Genomic DNA, 24,232 nt, shown 5'->3' on the forward strand with positions numbered 1-24,232 from the left:
ACAGCTAGGCTCAAATACTGGCGCGGATGCGACTTAAGGTAGATTGAGTAATACCTAAATATGACGCAACATGACCGAGGGATACACGATTTAGTAACAGAGGCTGGCTTTTTAACAAATCAAGATAACGTTCCGTAGCACTCATCATACGCAATGAATTTGCTTTCGCTTCGCTGCGGATATAATATTGTTCAGTGAGATAACGGCCAATATAATTGAACTCCACATGTTGCTGATACAATACAGACAGCGCGTCATGTGATAGCGTAAGCGTAACACAGTCGTCCAGTGCTTCAATCGCTTCAAAGCTCGGTTGCTGACTGAAAAAGCTGTAGACTGATATAGCTAAGTCATTTTCAAAAAGCAGCCATGAAGTAATATCATCCCCATGCTCATTTATATAATAAGTTCGCACGCCTCCCTTAAGGATGAAATAAATTGATTTATTGGTTTCGTTTAACCTAAGAAGATGATCTTTTTTCTTAAATAGAGCTAATTTGCTCTGTTCTCTAATGCGCTGCGATAAGCCATCACTTATTGGGAAAATGTTGTTAAAAAGTTGTAGGATCTTGTCTTGTGCTACCGACAGCGTTATTGATTCCATAGATATTCGGGCTTTTGCGCAATACCGCCTCTCAATGAGTTTAACCTTATGTTAAGCTAAAAATAGGTAGTTCATTGTTTAATTCCAAATTAACCTGATCAAATGCCTCACTCAGTAATGCGGTAGATTAAACTGTTTTTCTTGGGCTTGTTTTTTCAAAGACCGAAATGATAACATCGAGAGTATAGTACTCTATTTTCCGTTTAACCTTTCTACTTCCTTCAAGTTGAACTGCCAAGGATTCCTTGACAGTTCAACTTTATTTAACTCGCCTTCTTTAAAACAATTATTGATGGGTAGACTAATATTCTGTTTGGTCTGATTAAACAAACTAACTATTTGTTGTTGTGTCGGCCAAGTAGTATCTTGCTTGAACGTTACCTCATCTTCGTTTGACCATCACTAGCTTGATATATTTCAATTTGGTTTTTCATCTTTCTCACTATTAATTCCTTTGGCTAGGTCCGAGAAATGCCCTAATTTTTAAGGTTGAGTATAAACAAAAAACTAAAAAATTAGATATTAAAACAAACAATCTCGGCCAAAGTACTGATTTTCCAGGTGATGCTATTTATTCTTCTTGCTCAATTTTAACTGCATAATCCTTCAGGATATCCAGAAATATACTTCTATCTTCCATATAGATATTTGCCATAAAGATCATACCCACACTTTTGTTGAATAGGATATTACAGCTTACACCCGGGTCGTCACCGTCATGGCCAATAAAACCGTCCTGATATAGATTCCAGAAGATCCCTTTGTTACGTGTGGTCAAACTGAAATTTTCCGGTAGGTGATCAGGAGAAAAACTCGGTCTGAACATCTCATTGATCGATGCCTGTGTTAGCAGCTTAGCGTTCCCGTTGATGGCATGGATCATTTCCTGAAGATATTTGGTAAGATCCGATGCTGAAGCTCTAAGCCCGCCATCGGGATAGGTTGTTAACGAATAGAAAGGGAACGTAAGTGTGTCATTTAGATAAGGAATAGCATGGCGTCGTATGTCAATGTCACTTAACAACCAGCTTGAGTCGCTCATACGCAATACATCGAAAATATGCTGTTTACAAAATTCGGCAAAAGACATGCCTGCTTTGATTTCTATTAAATAAGCTGCAAGGGCAGAACCAATATTGGAATAACGTGATCTGGCGCCGGGTTTACTATTGTAGAAGTTTTTCTGCGTATATAAACGACCCTTCTCCGTTAGGTAATTGAAAAGAAATGATTGCAAGGTTGTATCCGTTAAACCGCCAACATAACCATACGCTTTCATGAATTCTTGCACCTTTCTGTTTTCCGTTTTTTGGAAGAGATAAGAACACGTATATATGCTGTCGTTATCAATAATACCGGATGTATGATTCGTCAGCTGTCTTACCGTGATGCTTTCATCACGGTAATATGGGTTTCGTACCCGAAAGGGTAAAATATCGTTAATATCGTCGTCCAGTTTAAAATAACCCAATTCCACTGCCTTCATAAGCGCAACGGCGATAAACGTTTTACTTACCGATCCGATATTTTGAATGGTATTTTCCGTAAAAGGAGTTCGGTCTTCTTTATTGGCAAAGCCAAAGCTTTTTTGATATATGATGCCGTTCTTATTTAAAATGCAAGCGGTAAAGCCCGGAATATTGGTCTTTTCGAAGGCTTCTGCCAGTTTTTTATCCAAAGAATCCAGATAGTTTTGACCAAAGGTGTTAAAAATTTGTAAAAAGCAAATTAGAAAGGTAATGATGTTCCTTCCTTTCATCTTTTTTTTAATATATATTGATACGTAGATCTTGGTAACTAATACCAAGGTAATATTTTTTGGTCTGAATAGCAACATATACCTAAAATCTACATCAAATTTTGAAAACACACTCAGTCTGTATATTTTTCCTGTTATTTAAATTTCTCCATTTATAATCAGAAATTGCACAAAAATTCCTATCTTACGCTGATAAACAATCTAAACAAAACCTTATAGTCTAGCGTTATGTATTTTCCCTATTTGAGAGGTAAGCAATTCGAACTTCTTGCATTGAGAGAATTAGTTGAATTACCTTTAACATCAGAAAAAAACATCCCCATTATAGAGCCTGTTAAGAATTATCTATCAGTAAAAATTGACGGATTTAGCCAGTTGGTGTGGCAACCTAAAGCTACGGTTCGATAGCCCTTCAATGGGTAATAAAAAAGAAAGGCCTATCAAAATGACAGGCCTGAATTCTTTAACTTGGTTACGTTGTCAAAGACGAGAGGCTTTACCAAGCATCACCTTACAAAGATAGATATTTTTTATTGCAAAAACAATAAACATGAAGTTCGAAGACTTTAGACAGTATTTTTCCGCAGCCAGAGTAAACCGATATCTGTTAGCTACAGAAAACTGTACGATACGGGCAGTTAAGTTATATAAAGCCAACCTTAGAGTCTCGCAAACATTCCATCCGTTACTTGGCTCGCTCGAGGTAATCCTACGCAATAGGTTAAACGATGTTTTGACGTCCTATTTTACTGACCCCGACTGGATAATTAACCAGAAAACGGGGTTTATGTCAGATCCTTCGCTGCGGTTTGTTTATAAGCGGACTGGCGAGGTAAAAATAAATGACTTTTTGAAGAAAGAAATAACTAAGGCAGAGCAACGACTTCAAAAAACAAGAACGCCAGTTACAAGCGGTAAAATAATTGCTGAACAGACGTTCGGTTTTTGGACAGATTTATTCGAAGTGCACCATTACAAACTTTTAAAAGGGAAACCCATTCAAATTTTTCATACGCTGCCTTCCGGATACGGCCGGAAAGAAGTAAACGATGAGTTGGATAAGATACGAAGATTTAGAAATCGGATAAATCACAACGAACCCATTTGTTTCACCGGAAATACAATAGACTTCTCTGACACATTAGATGTTTATAATTCTATAATAAAAATACTTGCCTGGATTAATCCCGATCTTCTCAAATTAATAGCAGACCTCGATAGAGTACGAAAAGCGATTGATAGGGCAAACAGGATATAATAGTTCTTCCTCGCGGTAATGCCTCAGAATTTGTATGTAACGGTAGGGGATCTTTGGTTTGTTCCACGTATTACTCGAAGCGTTTAAGAGGTGTGTGCCATTATGACAACATGGAGTTGATAGTTCAACCTAGAGAGTGTAAATAAAACAAAGTAGCATAAGGCTTAGTTAGTGCTTGGTTAGTAACTGGTAATCAATTTGAATGTTACAGCTTCCCGTAAAAAATCAAAACCAGAACTGATTATATTCGTTCCAGAAGCATAGCAGGTGGGAGTGAGGGTATTTCTCAATATTTCACAAATTTTCCTCTATAAAACGAGTTTTTGATGGCTGAGGAGATCGATAAGTGCCCTTTTATACGCATCACGATTATACTGCGTATACCTCCGCCATAAAATGGCGGAAGCTTGAACGCCAATAAATAAACACTTGTGAAAAAAAGGGCATTATCTAAGTTTGTGAAATATCATTTAATTTATAACTTAGTGGAACTAAACTGGAACTGTTAATCAAACTAAAATCAAAAAACAATAGAAAAATTGATCTCTATGGAGATGGGACTGGCAGCACACAATTAAAAAAACCAACAACGAATAACGACTAACCAACAACCAAACAGTCTAAACCGAAATGAACAGCATTATTACCACTACCACCGATACCTTGGATGGCTATACCATTGAAGAATATTATGAACCTATTACGGCCAATGTAGTGGTGGGGTCTAATGTGTTCAGTGATATCGCGGCGGGATGGACGGATTTCTTTGGTGGCCGATCCAACACTTACGAACGGAAGTTGCAGGATATTTATAAACAGGCAATAGAAATACTTTCAGAAAGAGCCAGGCGGGTGAGAGCTAATTGCATTGTGGGTTTACGGATCGATGTGGACGAAATCAGTGGTAAAGGCACGCAAATGTTTATGATCACAGCTTTGGGTACACCCGTTAGAGCAACAAAAGAAGGGGAGAGGTCGAAACTTGCCCAACTAGATAACTATTTAAATTCAGACCGTTTAACCAAATTGTTGTATGGATAGCCGAGATAATCTTATAGATATACTCAAAGAGAAATATAGTTACGAGTTAAGCAGAAAGTCATATTATGACAGTTGTTTGGGTACTCCGATAACTTTAATGTCTTTTTTGATTGCAGGAGTATTTATTGCTATAAATGATTCAACTATATGGCTTACGGACGCGTGTACTAGAAAATTTATGTATGGACTTTTGATATTAATATTTGTTGGCTGTTTTATGTCTTTTGCTTTTCTATTTATAGTGTTCTTTGGCTTTAAGAGATCATATTGTTCAATGCCAGATAGCGATCTGATACATGATGCATATAAGTCTTTAGTGAAGCGCCACGAAAATGAAAAAAGACATCGCGAAGAATATATAGTTAGTGATTTAAAGGATTACATCATTCAATGGTATAATGAATGTAATTGCTCCAATATAAAAGTAAATGACAAAAGAGGAAATGCTCTATACAATTTCAGGATGACTATCGCCATTACGATGATAGTTGGAATTTTTCTTCTTATCGTAATCTCTTTCATTAAATTATCATAATATGTCAAAAAAACCATCAACCCCACCGCCGCCACCCCCTCCGGTTCGGAGAGAAAAGGCCGAGGAGCCGCCTGTTCGCCCTAAAACAAAAAACAGGTAGTAAACTAAGTGTTTAATCGTACACTATTAGTGATTTTTTTGTATATCGTGCTACGGCACGGTATACAAATGCATTTTATAACATAAACCGCTAGTAATACAAAAATAGAAACGATAAATCAATGAATTATTTAACGGAAGAACAATGTGAAAAACTCAATAGGATCTTAGAAGCTTTTGATAATAATAATGCATTGGCCGGCGAAAAAGTTTTAAAGATTGAGCCTGATGAGAAGAAAGCCAATGGGTTGATCGATATACTTCAAAGGAAAGGATTTGTAAATAGAGTAGATGCTGAAGAGCAGGATCTGCCAGCTTTTATGTTCTTAAACCCTTCTGCAGTCGCTTTTCTTGATAGCGGCGGTTTCGTTGCGGAGCACAAGCGAGAACTATTTAAACGAGCGATGAATGGCCCAAATCAGATCAATATACATTCAGTGGGCAATAGCGGTATTATTAATGCTGGGCATGGCAATACTATTAATAACAATGTCAGTTTCTATAAAGGGAATATCGAGTCGCTAAAGGAGGAATTAGCTAGAAACGATGTTTCACACGAGGATATAGGAGAAATTGCAGAAATAGTCCAATCTGAAATGCCAGTCGAAAGGTCGTTTGGACTTAGAGTAAATAAATGGATTAGAAAGATGTTAGACAAATCACTTGACGGTGTATGGCAAGTAGGTATCGGGACTGCTGGTGGCTTATTAACTGAGATTATTAAAAAATATTATGGTTTGTAGTATTATAGGTTAATAACATTAAAACGAATCTCCTAAATTTACCATATTTATCAACTTAGATCGCATTATGAAACTTAAAAAACTTACTATCCATAAGTACAAATGTATTGAAACAGAACTGAGCTTTGATGTAGAGGATGATATTACAATACTAGTTGGAATAAATGAGTCTGGAAAACCTCTGTTTTAGAAGCACTGTAGGCTTGCCAAATTTGGCGACTTATTCAATGGCAAATAATCAGTTTGCACACTATACAGATGAACAAAATGGTAACGAGCGAAGTTCTAAATTTTTGATATAGGGAAAAGTGTGATTGTAGTAGGGTTATTACGCAATATAAAGCTCTTAGAATCGAATCCGACGATGGTATAACTCTGAACCGCTATGAAGATACAGGCGGAGAAGTCAGGGAGGGGTTAAAGCTTTTTGGGGCATAGTGGCTAAGTGATCTAAATATATAAAAATATTCAAAATTAGACATTAAATGGGAACTTTTCTGTTTGCATGGAATCCAAAAAAATGGGATTGGAAGACATTAGAGGAAAATATTAGCCGAATTAAGTTAGAAGGTAGTGCAAAGGAAGAATGGAGTGTTGCAAGCTATAGGAAAATTCAACGTGGAGATAGAGCATTTTTAATGCGACTTGGAAAAGAGCCGAAAGGGATTATGGCTGCAGGATTTGTTTCAACAATGCCTTTTCTGTCAAAACACTGGAGTGGTGAAGAAAGGGATGTCTATAGAATTGTGCTAGATTTTGAAGTCATCCTAAATCCAGTTAGCGAAGCACTCTTTGGGCTTGATAAACTTAATGATGGAATTTTGGCTGAACTCAATTGGACACCACAATCATCCGGCATTGAAATTAGCAAAGACGCTGCTGCAATATTAGAGACGAAATGGTTCGACTTTCTTGCTGGCAAAGGAATATATAGCAATATACAGCAGGAAACCGATATAATACGCGAAAGAGTACTTACGGAGGGAGCTCCTAGCCAGCTCCTGTTGACGCGATACGAAAGAAACCCTTATGCTAGACAAGAGTGTATAAACTACTACGGGCTGTCTTGCGCGGTATGCGACTTCAATTTTGAAAAAATATATGGTGAGATAGGTAGAGACTTCATCCATGTTCACCATTTAAAGCGGATATCTAGCAACAAAACGGAGTATGATGTGTCTCCGATTAATGATCTTCGACCAGTTTGTCCTAATTGTCATGCTATGCTGCACAAACGAGTGGAACCATACACCATTGAAGAGCTTAAGGAAATACTGAGACAGAGCCAATATAGATAAATTGAAAAACTTATGACCTGTTTAAAGCGATGCCATATTGAAAAGTTGTCGTAGTTCAATGTAGAACAGAGATACGAAAACTGCTTGACTTCAAAGAATATCAAAGCAAAGAGTGTAATACCAACTGGTCAAAATAAAAACATTAAATTCAAATGTTCAATGGGTGTGGTCACGGAAGAGAAGATACCCCATGACTTATAAGAAGAATACAAAATGACAGAAGCGATTTTTGGTCTTATTGGAGTAATTGTAGGTTCTGCAATCTCTTGGTTTCAGATGTATTGGGCAGAGAAACGGGCTATAAGAAAAAATGCTAGATACCTTGCGATCCGTGTTATGTGCGTCCTTGATAAATATCTTGAAGATTGTGCTGATGTGGTCAGAGATGACGGATTGTGTTACGGGCAGCGTACTAAAGAAGGTTATTTAGAACCGCAGGTAAAAGCACCTGGCCCTCCGGCTTTACCAAATGATGTTGACTGGAAGAGTATAGATCCTGATTTGATGTATCGAATACTTTCTCTACCGTCCGATATCGAGGCGGCTGAAAGACTTATCCGAGACGCTTCTAACGTAGCGGAATCGCCAGATTTTGAAGAGTTCTTTATCGAACGTGCATATTGGTATGCAAGCACAGGGCTAAGCGTTTATAAAATATCAGCAGACTTATCAAAAAAATACGATGTTCCAATGAAAACCTATCAAGACTGGAATCCGGCTGAAGAACTAACATTACAGTTGGCTATGCTTACAGAAAGGCGCCAAAAAAGGAGGGATGTGCATAGAAGGTTTATTGATAAAATACTAGGAAAGAAATAAGTGTTTGACTTTGATGCAAAAATATGTATCTTAGCTATGCGCAATCTAAACAAAACCGTATAAACTAGTGTCATTGTATTTTCCCTATTTAAGAGGTAAGCAATTGAGCTTTTTGCATGGAGAGTACTGATTGATTCACCTTATTCCAATAAGGTCAATTCTATCGTAGAACTAGTTAAGAATGTCTTGGCTTCCTCAGAAAAGGCTTTAAAATATTTACGTACACTCTTTAATAATTTTAATGATTAAAACATATAGACTTTTAAGTGAAATAAGATCAGCGCTAGCAGTCTTCTCTCATACAGTTGAGCAAGATAACGGCAGCGGCTATTTTGACATAAATAAGTTTGCAGAAACGCTATTCAAGCCTGTTTTTTCTAGAATATTTGAAAAGAAATTTTCAAGGTTTCAAAAAATGAACTTTCCCGCTATTGACCTGTACTCACTGGACGATGAAATTGCAATACAGGTAACCTCTGAACGTTCACTTAAAAAAGTTCGTAATACATTGGATATGTTTTTGGAAAAGGGATTCCATCAAAAATATAGAAAGCTATACATTTATTTCCTAAAAAAAAACAAGCTCCGAAAAACTTCGGTAGACAAAATTGTAAGCGATCAGAAATATAATCAGCTCGTAAGAAACAATGTTTTTAATGCCGATAGTCTATTAGATAGTGTTAACTTGAGTGGATTAATCGGAGATTGTTCACCAGAGATTATAGAGGAAATCCATTCATACCTCGCAAATGAATTTTCACCTACTAACATAATAAGTGCCCCCCCTCCAATTGAAATTCCTCAATACGCAGCAGTAAACAACTATATTGAAAGGCATCTTACTAAGAGTGATCAACATGACCATTGGGCATCCTATTTTGGTAAGAAAACATTATTCAAAATCATTGGGGATAAAGTCAAAAACAACCTGCCAATTAGGATCATCATAAAAGCGGAGGCGGGCCAAGGCAAATCTATAGAACTGGATAATATAGCCTATCACATACAAAATAATGATCTAGATTTATACGCTCTTAGAGTGACCATTAAGAATTATACTGCTGATCTTTATGGCTTTATAGGTAAAAAATATCGGTTTTGGGAAAAAGTCACCAAATCGAAAGTCTTGCTTTTAGTAGATGGTATTGACGAAATCAATCCGGCAGTATATCAAAACTTTGTGTCGGAATTTAATCACCTAATAGATTCGGATTCGGGCTTGAATGTAATATGCACAATCCGTTCCAACTTTGACAGTGAAATATACACTGTCAGTCATGAAAACTTTGATACATATTACCTTGATAGATTATCTCAAAGTGACGTCGATCACTATGTTGAAAATCAAAGTAACCGATCAGAACAGACAAAAGCATTAACTGGAAAAAAGTGGGCCAAAAATATCATCTATATCCCATTTTATTTAACTGAACTAGTTTCAGTATCAAATAATGACAACGAGGTATTACCTAACAACTTGGTAGATCTTTACGAAAAGATTATCGTACAACGTTTATCCCAAGACAACGTGAAATATAATGGAAGTTTAAATAAGCGGGTGGTGTATGATGCTATGCGAAAAATAGCTGTGTTCATGACGCTGAAAGGAGAAAACGTGATAAACCTTTCACAGGTATTACAACTAACCAGCTTAGATCGTCAGCAAATATTAACAAATCCCTTTTTATCTACTTATGATAAGGATATAGAAACATGGGTTAGTTCCATACACAATAACTTCCAAGAATATTTAACAGCAAAACAACTTTCAACGTTGCCGTGGCCAAAGATTAAGAAAATCTTGTTTAACACAGATAATGGATTTCTCAACGTAAAGTTACTGAATACTACTGCCCTGCTATTTTCTATTATATCTAGGCATGATGAACGGCATGAATTATTGACAGAAGCTGTTAATAAAAGTGATTATACCATATTATTTCACTTCGAAAAAGAGAGAATACCTTTGAGAGATAGGCTAGCTCTCTTTAAAAGATTTATTTTGGAGGGTAAGCAGAAAAAGATTGCTTATTTATCTGGAGACTTCGCTTCGTATAAGTTAATAGGTTTTATTGAAGGAGATATGGAAGGCTTAGATTTTGTAATCCAAGAAATAAAAAACGATATAAGGTCTTCTAACCACTTTCAAAGCCTTTTGTTCTTTCTTCATGATTACTCAGCTCGCCCATTGTCAAAGAAAAGAAAACAGGAGATTTTCGAAACTATAGAAAGTTTAATCACCATCAAGGGCTTTAGGGAAACCGAATATCGAGAGATGATTGATATTATTTTTTCGGTCGGTTATTTTACAGAAGACACATTAAATCACACGATAAAAAAATGCCCTCTGATCCATTACCGTTATGTGCTTACAAAAGTCATTGATCTTATTGGTGAAAAAAGAATCCCTGATCAATTTGAATTTGTTTTGCAAAATGCAAAGAATTTATACAATAATGAGGGCATGTCTGTTTCGAATTATAAACGGATATTTAGTAAATATATACTAGACACTATAGATTACAAAAATTATAAGCTGTTGTTCTATCACTTATCAGAGAGTGGTGATCCCTATCTTAGCTATCTATTAAAGGAAAACAGCTACTTCGAAGAAGAGAATAAGATGTATCTCGATCGAATCTACTTAAAGTTGGCTCAGCTTGACAACCAAGCGGGCGACAATCGAATTATGTTGGACTTCATTAACTATCTTAATGAAGTTCAGTATGATTCGTATTCACATTCTACATATGGAAATGCTATTGAATTTTTTAAACACGTAGAACAAGAAAACCTTCTTAAAAGGCTTCTAACATCTCAGCCGTTGTTGGAATCTGGTTATCTTTTTAATGAGTTGTTTGATTTACAAGCGGTTGACCACAGCCAGACTATGATTATGTTACACAAATCTGGTGAAATAAATGACGACAGACTAAAGATGTTGTATAGTATCACATTCAGCAATTTATCTGTAACAACCCTAAATCTCTGTCGTTATGTATGTGCAAAATTTCCTAAAGAATTTGCTCCTTTTAAGACTCGTATATCCATAGACAAACGGTATGCTTTGTGGAGGGAAATGGACGCTAAATTGCTTAACAACAGAACTCTTTTTATCGAAAGTCTAAATGAGATAATTAACTATATTAAAGTAGATATTCCAGACCTAATTATGAATGGTAGAATTGACCTTTATAGTGAGTCTATAGAAGAATTAAAAGGGAAATTCGGATGCAATGTAATCGCGGACTTTTTGAGATGGGACTGTAGGAATCAATCTGTCCATAAGATTGTAGGTTCGATAGAGCAGGACAAAGCGTGGTTTATATATTTAGCAAAGATCTTAACAAGTCATAAATACGATGAGGATATGATGACATTATTGTCACCAGCAAAAGAGTTTTTACAAAAGTATGCTGATTCAATGATTTCATCGATAAATTACAAGAGCTTTCAGGAAGTTGAGTTTGATAGAGACGCAATCGAGATTCAGATCGGATTACTATTTAAGGAAAAAATTATTGAGCTGCCATTTGAAAAGGCAATGGAATTGCTCTACTTTAACCAGATCGAGGACTGCATAAGTAGTCAAGAACGGATGGATGATTTCCTAATTAACAAGTATACACTGGAAACAGTAAAGCAATATGTGGTCGAAATCATTGAAGATGAGTTTTGTAAAAATAGTATTAAAGCCTCTGCCATTAGGACATGTATAGCTTATAAGGTAGTAGAACCGATGGAAGAGGTATACGAGCTGCTTGAAAGCGCAAACTTCCTTAGTAAAGAAATTTGTTTTGAGTATCTGAAATTTTCCAACTTTAGTAGAAATAGATTATTACAATATTTTGTTAAACATCCAACAATCTATGACAGCTGGCATACCGATTTAATTGAGTACCTTCTCGAGGAAAATACAACTCATAGCGAGTTGATAAAAATTATCGAAAGTCAGGTGTGGTTTAATCCTAATATTGAATTACACGATTATCTACCGATAGCAATAAGTCTCTACGGCGTACGCCTCGGGTCTCTAAATTGTATGGACGTCTTTTTCAAATACGTAAAGAGCAAGAAGTATTATAATTCAACCCTTAAATATTCATATTTCGAAATAATAGAGAAGCGTTACCCTAATGAGCTCTTTCGACTAGCACTTGAATGTCTTGAGGTTTATCGAAGGAATATCGCAGACCATTCGGGAGAGTCAATGTGCGGGGCTTTAGATTTAATTATTACTAATCTTGCCTCCCAAAATTCGGAGAGATATCAAGAAGCTATGAGATTCTATGACAGGCTAATTCAAGATTATGGTTTCGAAGCTCCTAATACCTATGCCCTAGAATGGTGGAAAATTCGATTAACCAAAAGATTTCAGGAAAAGACCAGTCGTTATCTGACAGAACGGGAAGTACTTGAACTCATTTAGATAAACAATATAACAGGAAAACTGCCGTCTCTTATTAAATAAACCAGACGCAGGCGTTACGATCAACTATAATTTTCCCTAAGAAAAGAACCGTAAATCATTCCTTTCTTAGGGTAGCTTCCGTTTCTCCTTTTATTTATCGCGCTTAGTTGAAGTAACATCTTTACTGTTCTTTATCATTCTAGGAGATACAGGCTTTACCTGACTTCTGTCAACGCCCGGAATTTTGGCCGTAGGTTTAGAACCATTTCCGCCATGCGAATTTGATGGATTACTTTTGCTCATAATAGATTGTGTCTTTTGATTTAATTCGTCAATATTTGTGATTTCAATTTTACTTATCGTCTCAACTTCACCATTAAGATGAATAAGTACGCAAATTAAGAAAGGTACAATACTTATCAAACCATATTGTAACGACTTGTTATACCGTAAACTTTTTTTTATTACTGCATCAACATTTTTTTCAATAGCCTCTTCTAGTTCTCCAATATACGATGCTTTTAAATATAGATCAACTTTTTCTTGGTTAACAAATACTTCTTTTTTTCCGTTCTCATCAATTTTCTCTTCGAAGAAGCTTGGACTTTGTTCATAGTCCTTAATTAAATCTTCATAGTATATTTTTGGCGAATTGAGATGGGCGATTTCAATAGGTTTTAATAGATGGATAGTATTGATGATAGAGATTATGAAAAAGATTAAGAAAATAAGAAAAATACCTAAAAAAAGCCACTCTTCAAAATTTCCGTCAAAACATCTTTTTATCAATGGGGTTATAAAAATACCAACTCCAGAATATAAAATGATGATATTTGTGAAGCGTCCTTGAACTTTATCATAGTGAGCAGAATATTGCTCTAAACGGTTTTCATTTAATTCGATGAGATAATCGACATTATAGTAAGATTTTGTCATATAAGTTTAATTGTTGATTTAATCGTTCTCTTACCCGAAAAGTAAAGGACTTTTTACTGTTTCAGTATCATTAATAATGCGATCTTTGTTCTAACATTTTTTTGATTTTTTTAGGGTTGCTTTCTGCCATATCAATATCCCTAAAACGCTCAGTTACGAGATCAGCATACCACTTTAGATCACTGGTTTTCCCTATATTATTTTTTTCATAAAGGTTTGCCTGATCTAACATGAAATCCTGTACTAGACATAGATCATTCTCCGATTTACTTGCAAATCCATATAATATCTCAATCAATATCCGATCAATTGATTCAGCAAAAAAATCAGCGTGATATTTTTTATCATGGAACAGGAACATTACTTTCTCTAGTTCCATAAGGCCAAAACTTGTTTCAACGTTCCATATATTAAGTTTACCTTGTATTTCAAAGGGTGATGCCTTCGTAGATGCAATGTAATTCATAATAAATAAGAACCCCTGTTTTTCTCCAAGATGGGCTAAATTTCGTGCAGCTTCTATCCTTAAGTTTGAGGATAAGTGCTTACTTTCCATACATTTCAGCAGTGACGTCCTTACAGTCCTAGGGCAAATATCGGTTAGATATTTAACAAACTGAAAGTAACTTATTGTTGTATAATCTTCTATTTCTTTAAAGTACGATTCCAATAACAAGAAATCTGTTTCGAGTTCGTTTAATACTTCCAACACCCAATACGTGTTGTCGTCCGATAAGCAGTTATTGACAATCATTTCTATTATTGTGTCGCAAGTTTCGTATAACTGTAGATGACGACAAAGATCAATGTGTGTGGCTTTAACTCGTTGATCCTGAATTCCAATTTCGATATTCGACTTGACTTTATTTTTTATTAATTGAGTTTGATCTGCAAGCTTTTCCAACAGTATGCTTGATATGGTTTCTTTCTTGTTTATTTTTCCAGTTTGTATACCCTTTATACCGCTCGTATCCAACCATAAAAAGTTCAACATTTGGGAGTTATCTATTTCAAACTTAAACTGCTTCCATATTTCACCAAGTAAAACCTCTTTTTTTCTATAGAACAATTGACCATTTTCTCTATAATATGTATTTTCAAAACTTGCACTTTTTATATTTTCGTAGAAAAAATCCCTTACAATGCCGATTAATACTTCTTGTTGGGGCATAGATGAGAGGTGGCAATTTAAGATTTTTTTAACACGCCATTGCTTGAAAAAACCTCGGCTATTTATCAAGTCAAGGCATGCATTATGTGAGATAATCGAATAGTCACCCATGGCTTTTCGAATGAGTGCAGTTAGGAAGTTTGAGCTATAAGGTACCAACTTCTTTTGATATTTAATATCATAAAGTTCATCGATATTGACTTCCTCCTTTCCATGTGCTAAAAAAAACTGCTTTAAAGCTTCCGCAAATGTTTCTTTTGATTGGATAAACAGAACATCATTCTTTTTTAAAGTTTCTTCCTGTACAAGGTACACCTCGTGTTCAATTTGCTCTTTAGTTTTAGGTCGTTTTCCGAATACTTTATATAACTCACTTTGAAGTTGATCAACAAATCCGCTGTTTGACGTTTTATACAAACTCACAGCGGTTGCAGTTAAGTCTTTTCGCGTTAAAATATCATCTTCGTATAGTCTCAAAATCAGATCTAATTGTTTTCCTGAAATCAGTTGACCCAAAAATGGAGAATATTTGTAATTATCATTTAGAAAGCAAATTTGTAAGGACAGGGAGCGTAGATTGTATTTATCGATAAATTTCTCAACTATTTGTTGTGTAAAGTATTCATTGTCAGTGTTGAGCAAGAGATTTACGACGGGAAAAATTATTGAAATATCTGTTTCGTATATTCTTGAAATCAGTTTTACAAACAGTTCAGCAAATTCATTCACAGAAGAAGATTTGTGTTTATAAAAATTTTTCCATTCTTGGCTTGATAAAATGCAGATGAATTTCCTAAAGTTTGAGGAGCTTTTTGTACTACTACAGAATTCGAGCAGAGTACTCTCAGATCCAAATATTGATATTTTCTTATTAGCTTCATAAAGAAGCGAAAAGCCGCGCAAACCGAAATCATAAAATTCGTCAACCCAGTCATTCGTTACTAGATATTGGTAAATTCCATCCCTTAACTCACGATCTGCGTTATAAGTAGAGTCCATTAAGTTGTTGATTAAAGCTTTATCCTTGTACTGAACACTTATTAAAATATCCAATAATAGTTTCCCATAAACAGGAGATTGAATTTTTTTTAATTGGCTAACCGTTATTTCTATTAGTTTGCTTTTTAAAATTTGCTTTAAGCATAGATTTAGGATAACTCTGCAACAAACGATTTTGACGATATCTGGTATATCTTTCGCTAGGCATTCGATCACATAATTTTTTATGTCATCTTTTTGACCAATAAAGCTGGCAAGATGATTTTCCCTTATACTGATGAGCCTACTAGATCTTCTAATACAGTTGTCAATAATTTTTGACACAGTTTTCAACTTGTATTCGGATTGAAGGCTTTCACCATCAGTATAGCAAAGGAGTTCAACATTATCTTGTTCTAAAATATGCAAGAGATGATCCCGATCTTTAGTATCTTCCATTAATGACAAGAACGAGGTGATCGTTTGTATCCACTTAGAGCGTATTTTTCTTATTCTTTTTCCAACTATAAACCAGCTTTCTATTTGCGTTATATCATAGTCGTTAAGAGCTAAAGCCGCAAATTGTTCTTGGAAAAGCGCATTACTGAATGTCCATTTGTTTGACGTGAAATTTATAAATGTATTATGTTTGAGTAAGACTATTTCTTCCGTATCAAAAATTTCTTGTAAAAAGTCATTATCACATGAATTGACACCTGCAATTTGGAAGGTTAGAGCCAATTTTTGCACAGTTTTTTTATATTTTACTTTAACTGATTCTATATTAAGTCCTTTAGAAAGCTCCCGTTGTGCCGAAATGATTAAAGAATCTTCTAAAAATCTCTCTACTATCTGCAGTCTGCTCTTTGGCATTTTTCTTTGATCCATTCCAAACCATTTTGCCAAGTTGGTAAGGTAGAAAGGATGTGATATCAATTCATTTAAATCAAATTCGTGAATATGATTATAGAACTTCGAGGTGGTATCAAAAAGATTATGCTTTAGATAATCGTCTATTTGTTTTGACGTTAACTCGTTTAAATGATAAAACTCAACGTCATGGAGCTTTTCTCCTATACCTCCTTGATAAAAAAATAGCGTCCTACAGGAAAATATGAGATTAACGCATTGGTATTCGGTTGTAAAAGCATGTATATGTTTAATCGCTTCAAGAAATTTGTCTTCTGGAACCTCATCTAAACCATCTATCATCACAATTAAATCGTTTACGGGAATACTCTGCCAAGATTGGAAAGCCATATCTAAGAGTACATTTATAGGTGCCAAATTGTAAGATTTTAACGTAAGTATATACGGAGTAAGGTAAGAGTGCTTTTCCGTTATTTCGAATGCGGTTTGGTTTAAAAGTGTACTTTTGCCTTCATATGCATCTGCCAATAAGCAGATTTTTTTTGCTTTCAATGGCCACTCAACTAGCTTATCTGTTAACGTTTTTACTTGCCCTTGAATCCCTTGGCGTTCTAGTAAAAAATCACTGAGGCCGTAGTTATTTTTGATGTTTGTCAGAGAGCGTACTATGTAATTGTCTATCGGTTGATAGCAGACTTTCTTCGGTCGTGGTAGGAAGCAGTATTCGTCTGCTATTCGTTTTCCAAAGTAGTGTAGAACAAGCCTATAATGTTTTTTAAGCTCTTGATTTAGGTAATTTACATCCCAAACATACAAATCTATATTATGCTCGTTGCGAAACTGAGATTTTAGCTTCTCTATTTGGTTTCTAGCTCCTTGATTTTGTAAATCGACGGTTGTGGCAATTGTGAAATGACTTGAGGTTTCTAAAAACTTTCCTTTTCTAAACTCTTTAACTATATCATCAAAGTTTAATTTGTTTCTTTGTAGAAACTTACACTGTATGCAGAGTTGTTTTCCTTTTCTGTAATCAAAAGATAAAATATCTATTCCGTCCTGTTTACAACCACCTTTAAGATATTTTTCGAAGAAAGGATCATCATATATAATCTGCGAAAGATAAACAACAAGGCATTCAAATTTTTCCCAATTCAACATCTCCCACGGTAAATTATCGTAATGCATGATACAGTAAAATATTTTGAAGTTATGACCGACCTCAATCATCCCTAGTTTTAGGCTCGGCATCTCTATGTTTCGTCCGGCTTAATTATGTTGACTATGGTTAGATTGTTTTTGTTTTCGATATTTTACTAAAATAAGCAATAGTGTGTATTGTAGGAAATAAATCGTCAGCACATCTCTTTTCGAAATGACTATTATCAATTAAAAGACGATAACTAACTCATTGAAAAACCAATTCTACGGTAGTTTACCCACTTAGTTAAAAGAGGCAATTCTACATTTAATTTGAAAAATGTTTTCTCATCCCAAGCACTTATGTGTATACCAATAATTGCATGCTGCACCGTATAACTTATCATAGGAAATTCACTGGAGAAGTTGAGCGATCCATATTTCCGACAGTTCACGAGTGTTATATTTTTAGCATCTTGATCAATTCCCCAAATAACATCCTCAGTGGTCAATACATCACTAGCCATATTTTTCAAAGAGTCTTTTGGTGTTTCGAACCCGCCTATAAGCTCTAGTTTTAACGTTTCATAAGGTGTAAAATGGAGTATACCAGCAACTTTTTGTTTAGGTTTATTTGGGATAAACCAATATCCTTTAAATACATTCGCTTCTTGCATCGTTCATTCTTAAATATAAATTAATAACAAGGTAACTAAATTGAGCAAGAGCGATTTAAAATTCGCTGCGCTAGCCCAAGAAAGACATAAAGCTGAATTTATTAAAACAGCGTAGATTTTCTTTTTTTTAAAGAATCTGCCTTGGAAATGATATCATCTAATTCTTTCGAAATCTCGTCACCTGACATTCCGTACATAATTTTCCTAGCATTTGCCAGTTCCGTTCTGACCATATCCTTGTCCAAATTATCTTTCATTTGATTAGTAATCGCATATTTATGGTATGCGTTATTAATATCCTTTATCCGTTTCGCGATTGTTTCAAAGGAATTTGTTAGATAGTGATTGTCTCCGAAAGTAGCCCAGAGTCGTTCCTTCATCTGATATACTCTTTTAAGATCTTCCTCATATCGTAGTATTCTAGACTGAAATACATAAATTTCGTGTATTACGTTTTGAGACATTTTGCCTTGTTCCAACTCGGCGTTCATCGCATTAAAGAATTTTTCATTTATTTCACCAGAGAAAGAGATTGGATTGCGCAGATTCCTGACGACATCGGTTGAGACGCGAAGTACTGACAACGCTTCAACTTGCACATCATACTGTTTTTGTTCCTTCCATTGAAAAAGTGCATATACAGCTACCATGAGTGTTGCAAAGGTTGAGAGTGAAGATAGCCACTCGGAAACACTTGAGTCAAATTTTATACCTCCAAGTACAATTATCAACACTATCAATGTGGTTGATATAATTGAGTAAAATTTATACACGTTTCTTTCCTTTTAGGTGTCTCATTGTTTGTTGGCAATATAATATCAACAAAAATCTTTTATCCTCTATAGGATATTGGGAGGTCAAAACAGCACCTATTCCACATTTTGGAGACATTGCTGTTTCGCCGTTAATATCATTGATCCATTCCAAAATCTCAGATGGCGGATAGGTCTGTTGAGAGTAAAAGCATCCACATAATTTGCTACTTAATATTTCTTGCTTATGCGAAGAGCTGTCTTTGTGTGCAATTGTTAAATAACTGATGCCATAAGTCTCTCCCATGATTTCTCCGATTGATCGCTTTTTTTCGTTTAGTTTGCTATCTGATTTAAACTATGGTTTGGTTTAACGTTGTTATTATTGATCTAATATAGCGAACTTCTGTGCAATTGGTGAAATATCTTTTTCATATTTTCAAAGCTAAATAGTCTTCTGCTAAATATTTTACGGAAAGCCCTAAACGAGCAACCAAATGAAATTGACCGTTCACTTTTCAATGAAAAAAAATTCGTTAATATGAAATAGAAGGGGTTATCAGTTGTTTGATAAGCATATAGATCTTTTAATTTTTTAGGGAAAACGATAGCGATGTGGGGTGTATCGGCGTTGTGGTGCAATGTATGGAGGCTTGCATTTTGGTTTGTTTGTATTTAAGAATATGGTAAGTACACAACCTTAGTCTAAATAGGAAAATCATTAAAATATATTATCTTGTCCTACCAAAAAAACGCCAATGGAAAAAATCGAATACGGAGATGTAAATAAATTCCTTGTCTCCATCGGATTGGTATTGATTACACTAAGCTTCGCATTACCTTATCTCTTTTTAAAAGAAGATTTCGGTGTATATTTGGAAATTTCTAAAATTTTGGAACTGCAACCCCATATGCAAACGCTCATCTGGAGAAAGCAAATGCAGGTTGCCTTCCTACAGGATGCCCTTCCAGTTATTTCTTTACTTCTGTTTGCATTTGGTATTCTCCTTTCGCAATGGGGGCTGCGCCGATGGTTCAAACGACAACGAAGTATCGATGAAAAATTTGATACCGAACTGGCCAAATCAAAACTGGAATTGACTGCGATGAGTCCATTGGAAGTCGCGGAAAAAGCCCAAAGCGAAGTACAGGAAATTGAAGCCGTCAATAATGAAGAACACAAAACCGGCCCGAGCGACTACTCTCTGATCGACTACCTGAAAGTAGAGGAGCGCGTGTATAACCTATTCAAAAATAATCCCAGCAGGCACTTTGACACCTATACCCAAATGAGGCTGGGGCGTACCGAGATAGACGTCGTTATGGCTTCCAGATCCTCTTCCTACAGGGATCGTATTATTGAAATCAAATATTTCAAAACCAATTTTAACCATTTCGTAGTAGACAAAGCTTTAGTCCAACTCAATAATACAATAACCTATTACAAAAGTAATACTGGTCGAAGTGCAGTTCCTGTGATATTGATCATTTACGAACCGGAAACCTTCAAAAACAGCGACATTATCTCGATACAGGCACAAGTTTTAAACTGGGCTTCAAAATATCGGGATCTCAATCGCTTGAAAGCTGCGTTTATAGCGGTTAGCGAAATAGAAATGTTCGATGTCAAAACGCTGTTAAAAAGATAGCTTCTCCATTTCTTAACGAACCGCATTCAGAAAACAGGAGCAGACTAAAAATTGATACCCGTATATTCTACTTGCTTTTACTACCCATAGATATTAGGTGGTTCGGTTAATTTTTTAACACTAGACGGACAACTAAGATTATAATGTTAAGAGTCTTTTGTCCAAAATCAGAAAAATAAAGGTGAGTCACTTACATTGTTCTCCGTGGATGGAAGATTATACACGCGATGGTCTTGATGCCGTAGCCATGCTGGTGCAACCTGATCAATTGTTTTATCTGACTCATGGGTCTCGTTTTTTTCGGCCATAGGGGTCTTTCTATTGGTGATCCCTAAATAAACCAAAAAAACACAGGGGGTCAGTTTGCTCCGGAACGATCTGCTTTTCCTTATCCAGAGAAGCCAGCATCCACCGGAATGGCAGACGTTTTTAAACTTTAAACGCCGATTACATTCCTAAAACTAGGACGGAATAGTAGGGTCAACTTGCCCCGGAATATGCACTAAAAAATAACAACTAGAATCTTTTTGTTTTTTTTAATCCAAATTGATTGTTGTCAAGTTCCATCTTATACACCTTGATGTGAGGATATTTTTTTATCAAAAGTTCTGTGAATCGTATTTCTTCTTTATCGCCAAATTTGACACCATATACTAATTCATTTACCGCATCTACAGGAATGGGATGCAATTTTCCTTTATTATAAATATGTAAGAGCCGATATTCGACTTCGTGTTTCCAAACATCTGATTTTTTAAAAAAGACATTGGCAAAATATTGTCCTTCAGGGGCGTTATCATAAAAAAATGGGAATTCCGGAAAATGAGCGGTGTAGTCGACCATTCCGCCCATATTAAATAAACGCGTATTTAATAGGACTGCGGGATTATACCCAATAGCAAACCCTCGATGGCAATTAGCGTAATAAGACCACATTAATAAATTATCAACTTTTGGGGTCAGGCAAAATACTCCGAATTCACGGTTTATATTATCATATGAATCTTCATCTACGGCTTTTAAATGATCTGGATTTTCAAAAAACCTTTCATTGACCATATCATAAACATATTGCTGTTTTTCTTCGGTTCTGGCGTTTGGATAATTCTTATTGACAATTTTATTGGCTTTGATGATGATATTTTCCTCGGTAAGATCTTCTTTACGATATCTGAAAGGTAGATTGCAGTCGTATGGATCATTAAATTCTTTAGCGGAAGGAATATAAATTTTGCAACTTTGAATCGCGTCTTTGTGATATTGATTGTTGAAGTCTCTAAATTTGTACAATGTATCCGGCAGTTTTAATTGATTAACTGGAAGAGCAATACCTTTTTGCATTAGTCTAAAATTATAATAACTCGTTTAAATGTACATAAATACCACCTCTGATTGGCATTTTTTAATTTTGAACGTCACCTAGCTAAAAGAAGACCAGGAGTAAGTGGAATCAGCTAATGAAAGCCACAAGATCACAGGTTTAATCTCTTGTGGAGTCCAATTGTTCACTTAATAATATATATACTCTTTTCAAAATCATCAGCAGTGTCATGATGAATTCTACAATTAGGAAATAGCAAACTGCATTGCTGATCTTTTCTAGAGCCTTGATATCTGCTAACAATGAAAAAAGAATAATTAATATAGAATAAAATATCGAGACAGATATGTTTGCGACGCTTTCTTTAATAATGTCCCTTTTATCCTGCTCCTTAAAAATTTCTTTTGCGGAGAGATCGAATAAGAGAACAATAAAATTAAGTGAAAGCCCTACATATATCGATAAGCCACCAATTATGGAATTCACAAAATCTCCTTTTAGAAAAATTTTCTCATAGACTAAAAAAACACTTAAACCTAGAGGTATAATAAGAAAAAAGAAATAATCTCGAAAATCGGGTTTTCCGGTTTTCGCATTTATCAAAGTTTTAATATGATCTTTGACAATGGCGCTAACGTCAATTTTGTATGACATGTCTTTTATCTTTTAACTGAGACCGATTTCTTTTTTCATTCCTTCAAGAAAAGAAAGTAGATAATCTTTAATTTTTTCTTCATCCGGATGATTTCCATCATTTAAAGGGACATCATTGGCATCTATATAATATACCGGAGCTATTTTAAAATCTTTTTCAAATTTTGCTGTTGCCTTTTTATTGTTATGTTCAAAAGTGGCAAGTACTTCAACATCGTTATCTAAGCCGATCTCTTTTAAGTTTTCTAGCTCTAAAAGATCTGGGTATTTTCCAAGCATAAAATCCTTGATAGCGTTGGCTGTAGAATTCCCAAAACCTGTAATTTTTATGTCGATATTAATGTTATCTAATATATTGTATCTTTTATTGAATACCTTCTGAGCTTTATCTGTAGACAAGCCAGATTTTCTTAAAATCAGCTGTTTAACCGTTCCAGTGCTCATTTTTTTTATCGCCTTTTCTGTAATATGCTCACTATATGAAACTAAGTACTTTTCATTTAAGTTCTCAATAAACTTTTTGAAATCCAATTTCAAAGGTTCATGCACACTTTTATCACTGATGCTTTGTACTATTAGCAATCCTTTATTGGAGTCTTTTGGCAACCAAAGAATGAAATAAAATGGTATCGCCGTGACGTGGTTTCTTGTTACGGGAAATCCCTCATCCAATACATCATCCTTATCTTTTATCTTACTCACTATATCTGTGTACCCACCTTCGATCATTCCTATAATATATCTATTTTGGGAGCCAAAAGACAAGCCATTTTCTGTGATGTTGATCCCTTTATTCCAGTTTTTATATACAATAAATTTATTATCAAAATGCTTAACGTAAGCTTTGAACAAATTGGTAAACTTTTGTACATCGTCATCGCCTTCTAGAATAGTATTTAAGTCACCCCAAAAAAAAGATGTATTGGGTTTGTTACGTTCTCTTAGTGTTATCGTGAATATATGTAATTTCAAATCATATCCCATAAGTTTTTATTTAAGTCGAAATTTGTCTTTATCCTTTGCATTAATTGCGTTGTCTATGCTTTTTTTGATCGGTTATCAACTTTAGTAATTCCTTTCTTATGACAACTTTTATATTCTTCAACGTACTTTTTACGTATAAAGAGATTTTGCGTACTACACTTGTCGATATCAATTCTTTATCCTTCAGTCGGCTTCTCAGGCATAAAGTCCTTTGGACTGCAATTAAAAAACCTTGCTAGTTCGTTAAGCTGATCATAGGTATACATGCTTGGCGATTTTGTAGATTCAACCTGACCAATATAACCTGGCGAAACATTTAAAACAGCGGCAATATCCCTTTGGGTTTTCTTGTTTTTCTTCCTCATCAGAATAGTATTCTTTACTATTACTTCTTCTATTTTACTTTTTTGCATGAAATACGAAAAATATTTGCTTAGTAATAACTTAGTTTTTATATTTGTGCAGTCGATCTAGGATCGGCATCGAAATATGATAACTGTGTCTATCTATATATAGACCGTGAGTTGAATGAGCCT

At 35.1% G+C, this 24,232-nt stretch carries 20 protein-coding genes; 8 read left to right on the plus strand and 12 right to left on the minus strand.

All coding sequences use genetic code 11. The features are described from left to right. Positions 1-10: 10 nt before the first annotated feature. Positions 11-604, minus strand: a complete 594-nt coding sequence (locus M1D52_RS07315) for a Crp/Fnr family transcriptional regulator (protein ID WP_437392007.1) — start codon at positions 602-604, stop codon at positions 11-13. 571 nt (positions 605-1,175) lie between these two features. Continuing rightward, positions 1,176-2,363 (minus strand): serine hydrolase domain-containing protein, encoded by a 1,188-nt coding sequence (locus M1D52_RS07320; protein ID WP_437392008.1) that lies wholly within the window; start codon positions 2,361-2,363, stop codon positions 1,176-1,178. 550 nt (positions 2,364-2,913) lie between these two features. On the opposite strand from M1D52_RS07320, the gene M1D52_RS07325 reads away from it, so the two are divergent. The 7 genes from M1D52_RS07325 (at position 2,914) to M1D52_RS07355 (ending at position 12,585) form a co-directional block, all read left to right on the plus strand. Then, positions 2,914-3,621, plus strand: coding sequence for a hypothetical protein (locus M1D52_RS07325; protein WP_437392009.1), 708 nt, complete (start codon positions 2,914-2,916; stop codon positions 3,619-3,621). A 630-nt stretch (positions 3,622-4,251) separates the two neighbouring features. Then, on the plus strand, positions 4,252-4,662 hold the full coding sequence (locus M1D52_RS07330; protein WP_437392010.1) for a YbjQ family protein: 411 nt from the start codon (positions 4,252-4,254) through the stop codon (positions 4,660-4,662). After that, a complete protein-coding gene (locus tag M1D52_RS07335) occupies positions 4,655-5,197 on the plus strand; it encodes a hypothetical protein (RefSeq protein ID WP_457941727.1) in 543 nt (180 codons plus the stop codon). The genes M1D52_RS07330 and M1D52_RS07335 overlap by 8 nt, the downstream gene beginning before the upstream one ends. Positions 5,198-5,418: 221 nt before the next feature. Continuing rightward, the gene (locus M1D52_RS07340; RefSeq protein WP_437392011.1) at positions 5,419-6,039 is read left to right on the plus strand and encodes a hypothetical protein; all 621 of its coding nucleotides are present in this window, start codon (positions 5,419-5,421) and stop codon (positions 6,037-6,039) included. 485 nt (positions 6,040-6,524) lie between these two features. Next, positions 6,525-7,337 (plus strand): HNH endonuclease, encoded by an 813-nt coding sequence (locus M1D52_RS07345; RefSeq protein ID WP_437392012.1) that lies wholly within the window; start codon positions 6,525-6,527, stop codon positions 7,335-7,337. 213 nt (positions 7,338-7,550) lie between these two features. Continuing rightward, positions 7,551-8,156 (plus strand): hypothetical protein, encoded by a 606-nt coding sequence (locus M1D52_RS07350; RefSeq protein WP_437392013.1) that lies wholly within the window; start codon positions 7,551-7,553, stop codon positions 8,154-8,156. A gap of 241 nt (positions 8,157-8,397) precedes the next feature. Next, positions 8,398-12,585, plus strand: a complete 4,188-nt coding sequence (locus tag M1D52_RS07355) for an SMEK domain-containing protein (RefSeq protein WP_437392015.1) — start codon at positions 8,398-8,400, stop codon at positions 12,583-12,585. A gap of 132 nt (positions 12,586-12,717) precedes the next feature. On the opposite strand, the gene M1D52_RS07360 is transcribed toward M1D52_RS07355, so the two are convergent. From M1D52_RS07360 to M1D52_RS07380, 5 genes are all read right to left on the minus strand, one after another. Then, complete coding sequence (locus M1D52_RS07360; protein ID WP_437392016.1) at positions 12,718-13,503, minus strand: hypothetical protein; 786 nt, start codon at positions 13,501-13,503, stop codon at positions 12,718-12,720. A gap of 70 nt (positions 13,504-13,573) precedes the next feature. After that, entirely contained in the window at positions 13,574-17,707 is a 4,134-nt protein-coding gene (locus M1D52_RS07365) for an NACHT domain-containing protein (RefSeq protein ID WP_437392017.1), read from the minus strand. 215 nt (positions 17,708-17,922) lie between these two features. Further along, complete coding sequence (locus M1D52_RS07370) at positions 17,923-18,336, minus strand: ApeA N-terminal domain 1-containing protein (protein ID WP_437392019.1); 414 nt, start codon at positions 18,334-18,336, stop codon at positions 17,923-17,925. 101 nt (positions 18,337-18,437) lie between these two features. Continuing rightward, positions 18,438-19,070, minus strand: coding sequence for a hypothetical protein (locus tag M1D52_RS07375; RefSeq protein ID WP_437392021.1), 633 nt, complete (start codon positions 19,068-19,070; stop codon positions 18,438-18,440). Positions 19,071-19,101: 31 nt separating this feature from the next. Continuing rightward, the gene (locus M1D52_RS07380; protein ID WP_437392023.1) at positions 19,102-19,395 is read right to left on the minus strand and encodes a hypothetical protein; all 294 of its coding nucleotides are present in this window, start codon (positions 19,393-19,395) and stop codon (positions 19,102-19,104) included. Between the two features lie 451 nt (positions 19,396-19,846). Here M1D52_RS07380 and M1D52_RS07385 point away from each other — a divergent pair, with 451 nt between their 5' ends. After that, positions 19,847-20,737, plus strand: coding sequence for a hypothetical protein (locus tag M1D52_RS07385; RefSeq protein ID WP_437392025.1), 891 nt, complete (start codon positions 19,847-19,849; stop codon positions 20,735-20,737). A 167-nt stretch (positions 20,738-20,904) separates the two neighbouring features. On the opposite strand, the gene M1D52_RS07390 is transcribed toward M1D52_RS07385, so the two are convergent. The 5 genes from M1D52_RS07390 to M1D52_RS07410 all read right to left on the minus strand — a co-directional run bounded on the left by M1D52_RS07390 (position 20,905) and on the right by M1D52_RS07410 (position 24,109). Continuing rightward, positions 20,905-21,045, minus strand: a complete 141-nt coding sequence (locus M1D52_RS07390) for a hypothetical protein (RefSeq protein WP_437392027.1) — start codon at positions 21,043-21,045, stop codon at positions 20,905-20,907. Between the two features lie 208 nt (positions 21,046-21,253). Next, on the minus strand, positions 21,254-22,078 hold the full coding sequence (locus M1D52_RS07395; protein ID WP_437392028.1) for a DUF2971 domain-containing protein: 825 nt from the start codon (positions 22,076-22,078) through the stop codon (positions 21,254-21,256). A 139-nt stretch (positions 22,079-22,217) separates the two neighbouring features. Beyond that, positions 22,218-22,712 carry a hypothetical protein gene (locus tag M1D52_RS07400; protein WP_437392029.1) on the minus strand — a complete coding sequence of 165 codons (495 nt, stop codon included), beginning with the start codon at positions 22,710-22,712 and terminating at the stop codon, positions 22,218-22,220. Positions 22,713-22,724: 12 nt separating this feature from the next. Next, on the minus strand, positions 22,725-23,696 hold the full coding sequence (locus M1D52_RS07405; protein WP_437392030.1) for a hypothetical protein: 972 nt from the start codon (positions 23,694-23,696) through the stop codon (positions 22,725-22,727). Positions 23,697-23,872: 176 nt separating this feature from the next. Continuing rightward, positions 23,873-24,109, minus strand: coding sequence for a helix-turn-helix domain-containing protein (locus tag M1D52_RS07410; protein ID WP_437392031.1), 237 nt, complete (start codon positions 24,107-24,109; stop codon positions 23,873-23,875). Positions 24,110-24,232 lie beyond the last annotated feature (123 nt).

This window comes from Olivibacter sp. SA151 (assembly GCF_054130995.1).

Coding starts and splice junctions, on each gene's coding strand:
- M1D52_RS07385 (WP_437392025.1), top strand. CDS start 19,847: ATGGAAAAAATCGAATACGGAGATGTAAATAAATTCCTTGTCTCCATC.
- M1D52_RS07330 (WP_437392010.1), top strand. CDS start 4,252: ATGAACAGCATTATTACCACTACCACCGATACCTTGGATGGCTATACC.
- M1D52_RS07400 (WP_437392029.1), bottom strand. CDS start 22,712: ATGTCATACAAAATTGACGTTAGCGCCATTGTCAAAGATCATATTAAA.
- M1D52_RS07315 (WP_437392007.1), bottom strand. CDS start 604: ATGGAATCAATAACGCTGTCGGTAGCACAAGACAAGATCCTACAACTT.
- M1D52_RS07320 (WP_437392008.1), bottom strand. CDS start 2,363: ATGAAAGGAAGGAACATCATTACCTTTCTAATTTGCTTTTTACAAATT.
- M1D52_RS07360 (WP_437392016.1), bottom strand. CDS start 13,503: ATGACAAAATCTTACTATAATGTCGATTATCTCATCGAATTAAATGAA.
- M1D52_RS07370 (WP_437392019.1), bottom strand. CDS start 18,336: ATGCAAGAAGCGAATGTATTTAAAGGATATTGGTTTATCCCAAATAAA.
- M1D52_RS07390 (WP_437392027.1), bottom strand. CDS start 21,045: ATGGCCGAAAAAAACGAGACCCATGAGTCAGATAAAACAATTGATCAG.
- M1D52_RS07410 (WP_437392031.1), bottom strand. CDS start 24,109: ATGCAAAAAAGTAAAATAGAAGAAGTAATAGTAAAGAATACTATTCTG.
- M1D52_RS07335 (WP_457941727.1), top strand. CDS start 4,655: ATGGATAGCCGAGATAATCTTATAGATATACTCAAAGAGAAATATAGT.
- M1D52_RS07350 (WP_437392013.1), top strand. CDS start 7,551: ATGACAGAAGCGATTTTTGGTCTTATTGGAGTAATTGTAGGTTCTGCA.
- M1D52_RS07405 (WP_437392030.1), bottom strand. CDS start 23,696: ATGGGATATGATTTGAAATTACATATATTCACGATAACACTAAGAGAA.
- M1D52_RS07380 (WP_437392023.1), bottom strand. CDS start 19,395: ATGGGAGAGACTTATGGCATCAGTTATTTAACAATTGCACACAAAGAC.
- M1D52_RS07355 (WP_437392015.1), top strand. CDS start 8,398: ATGATTAAAACATATAGACTTTTAAGTGAAATAAGATCAGCGCTAGCA.
- M1D52_RS07340 (WP_437392011.1), top strand. CDS start 5,419: ATGAATTATTTAACGGAAGAACAATGTGAAAAACTCAATAGGATCTTA.
- M1D52_RS07365 (WP_437392017.1), bottom strand. CDS start 17,707: ATGCATTACGATAATTTACCGTGGGAGATGTTGAATTGGGAAAAATTT.
- M1D52_RS07345 (WP_437392012.1), top strand. CDS start 6,525: ATGGGAACTTTTCTGTTTGCATGGAATCCAAAAAAATGGGATTGGAAG.
- M1D52_RS07395 (WP_437392028.1), bottom strand. CDS start 22,078: ATGCAAAAAGGTATTGCTCTTCCAGTTAATCAATTAAAACTGCCGGAT.
- M1D52_RS07325 (WP_437392009.1), top strand. CDS start 2,914: ATGAAGTTCGAAGACTTTAGACAGTATTTTTCCGCAGCCAGAGTAAAC.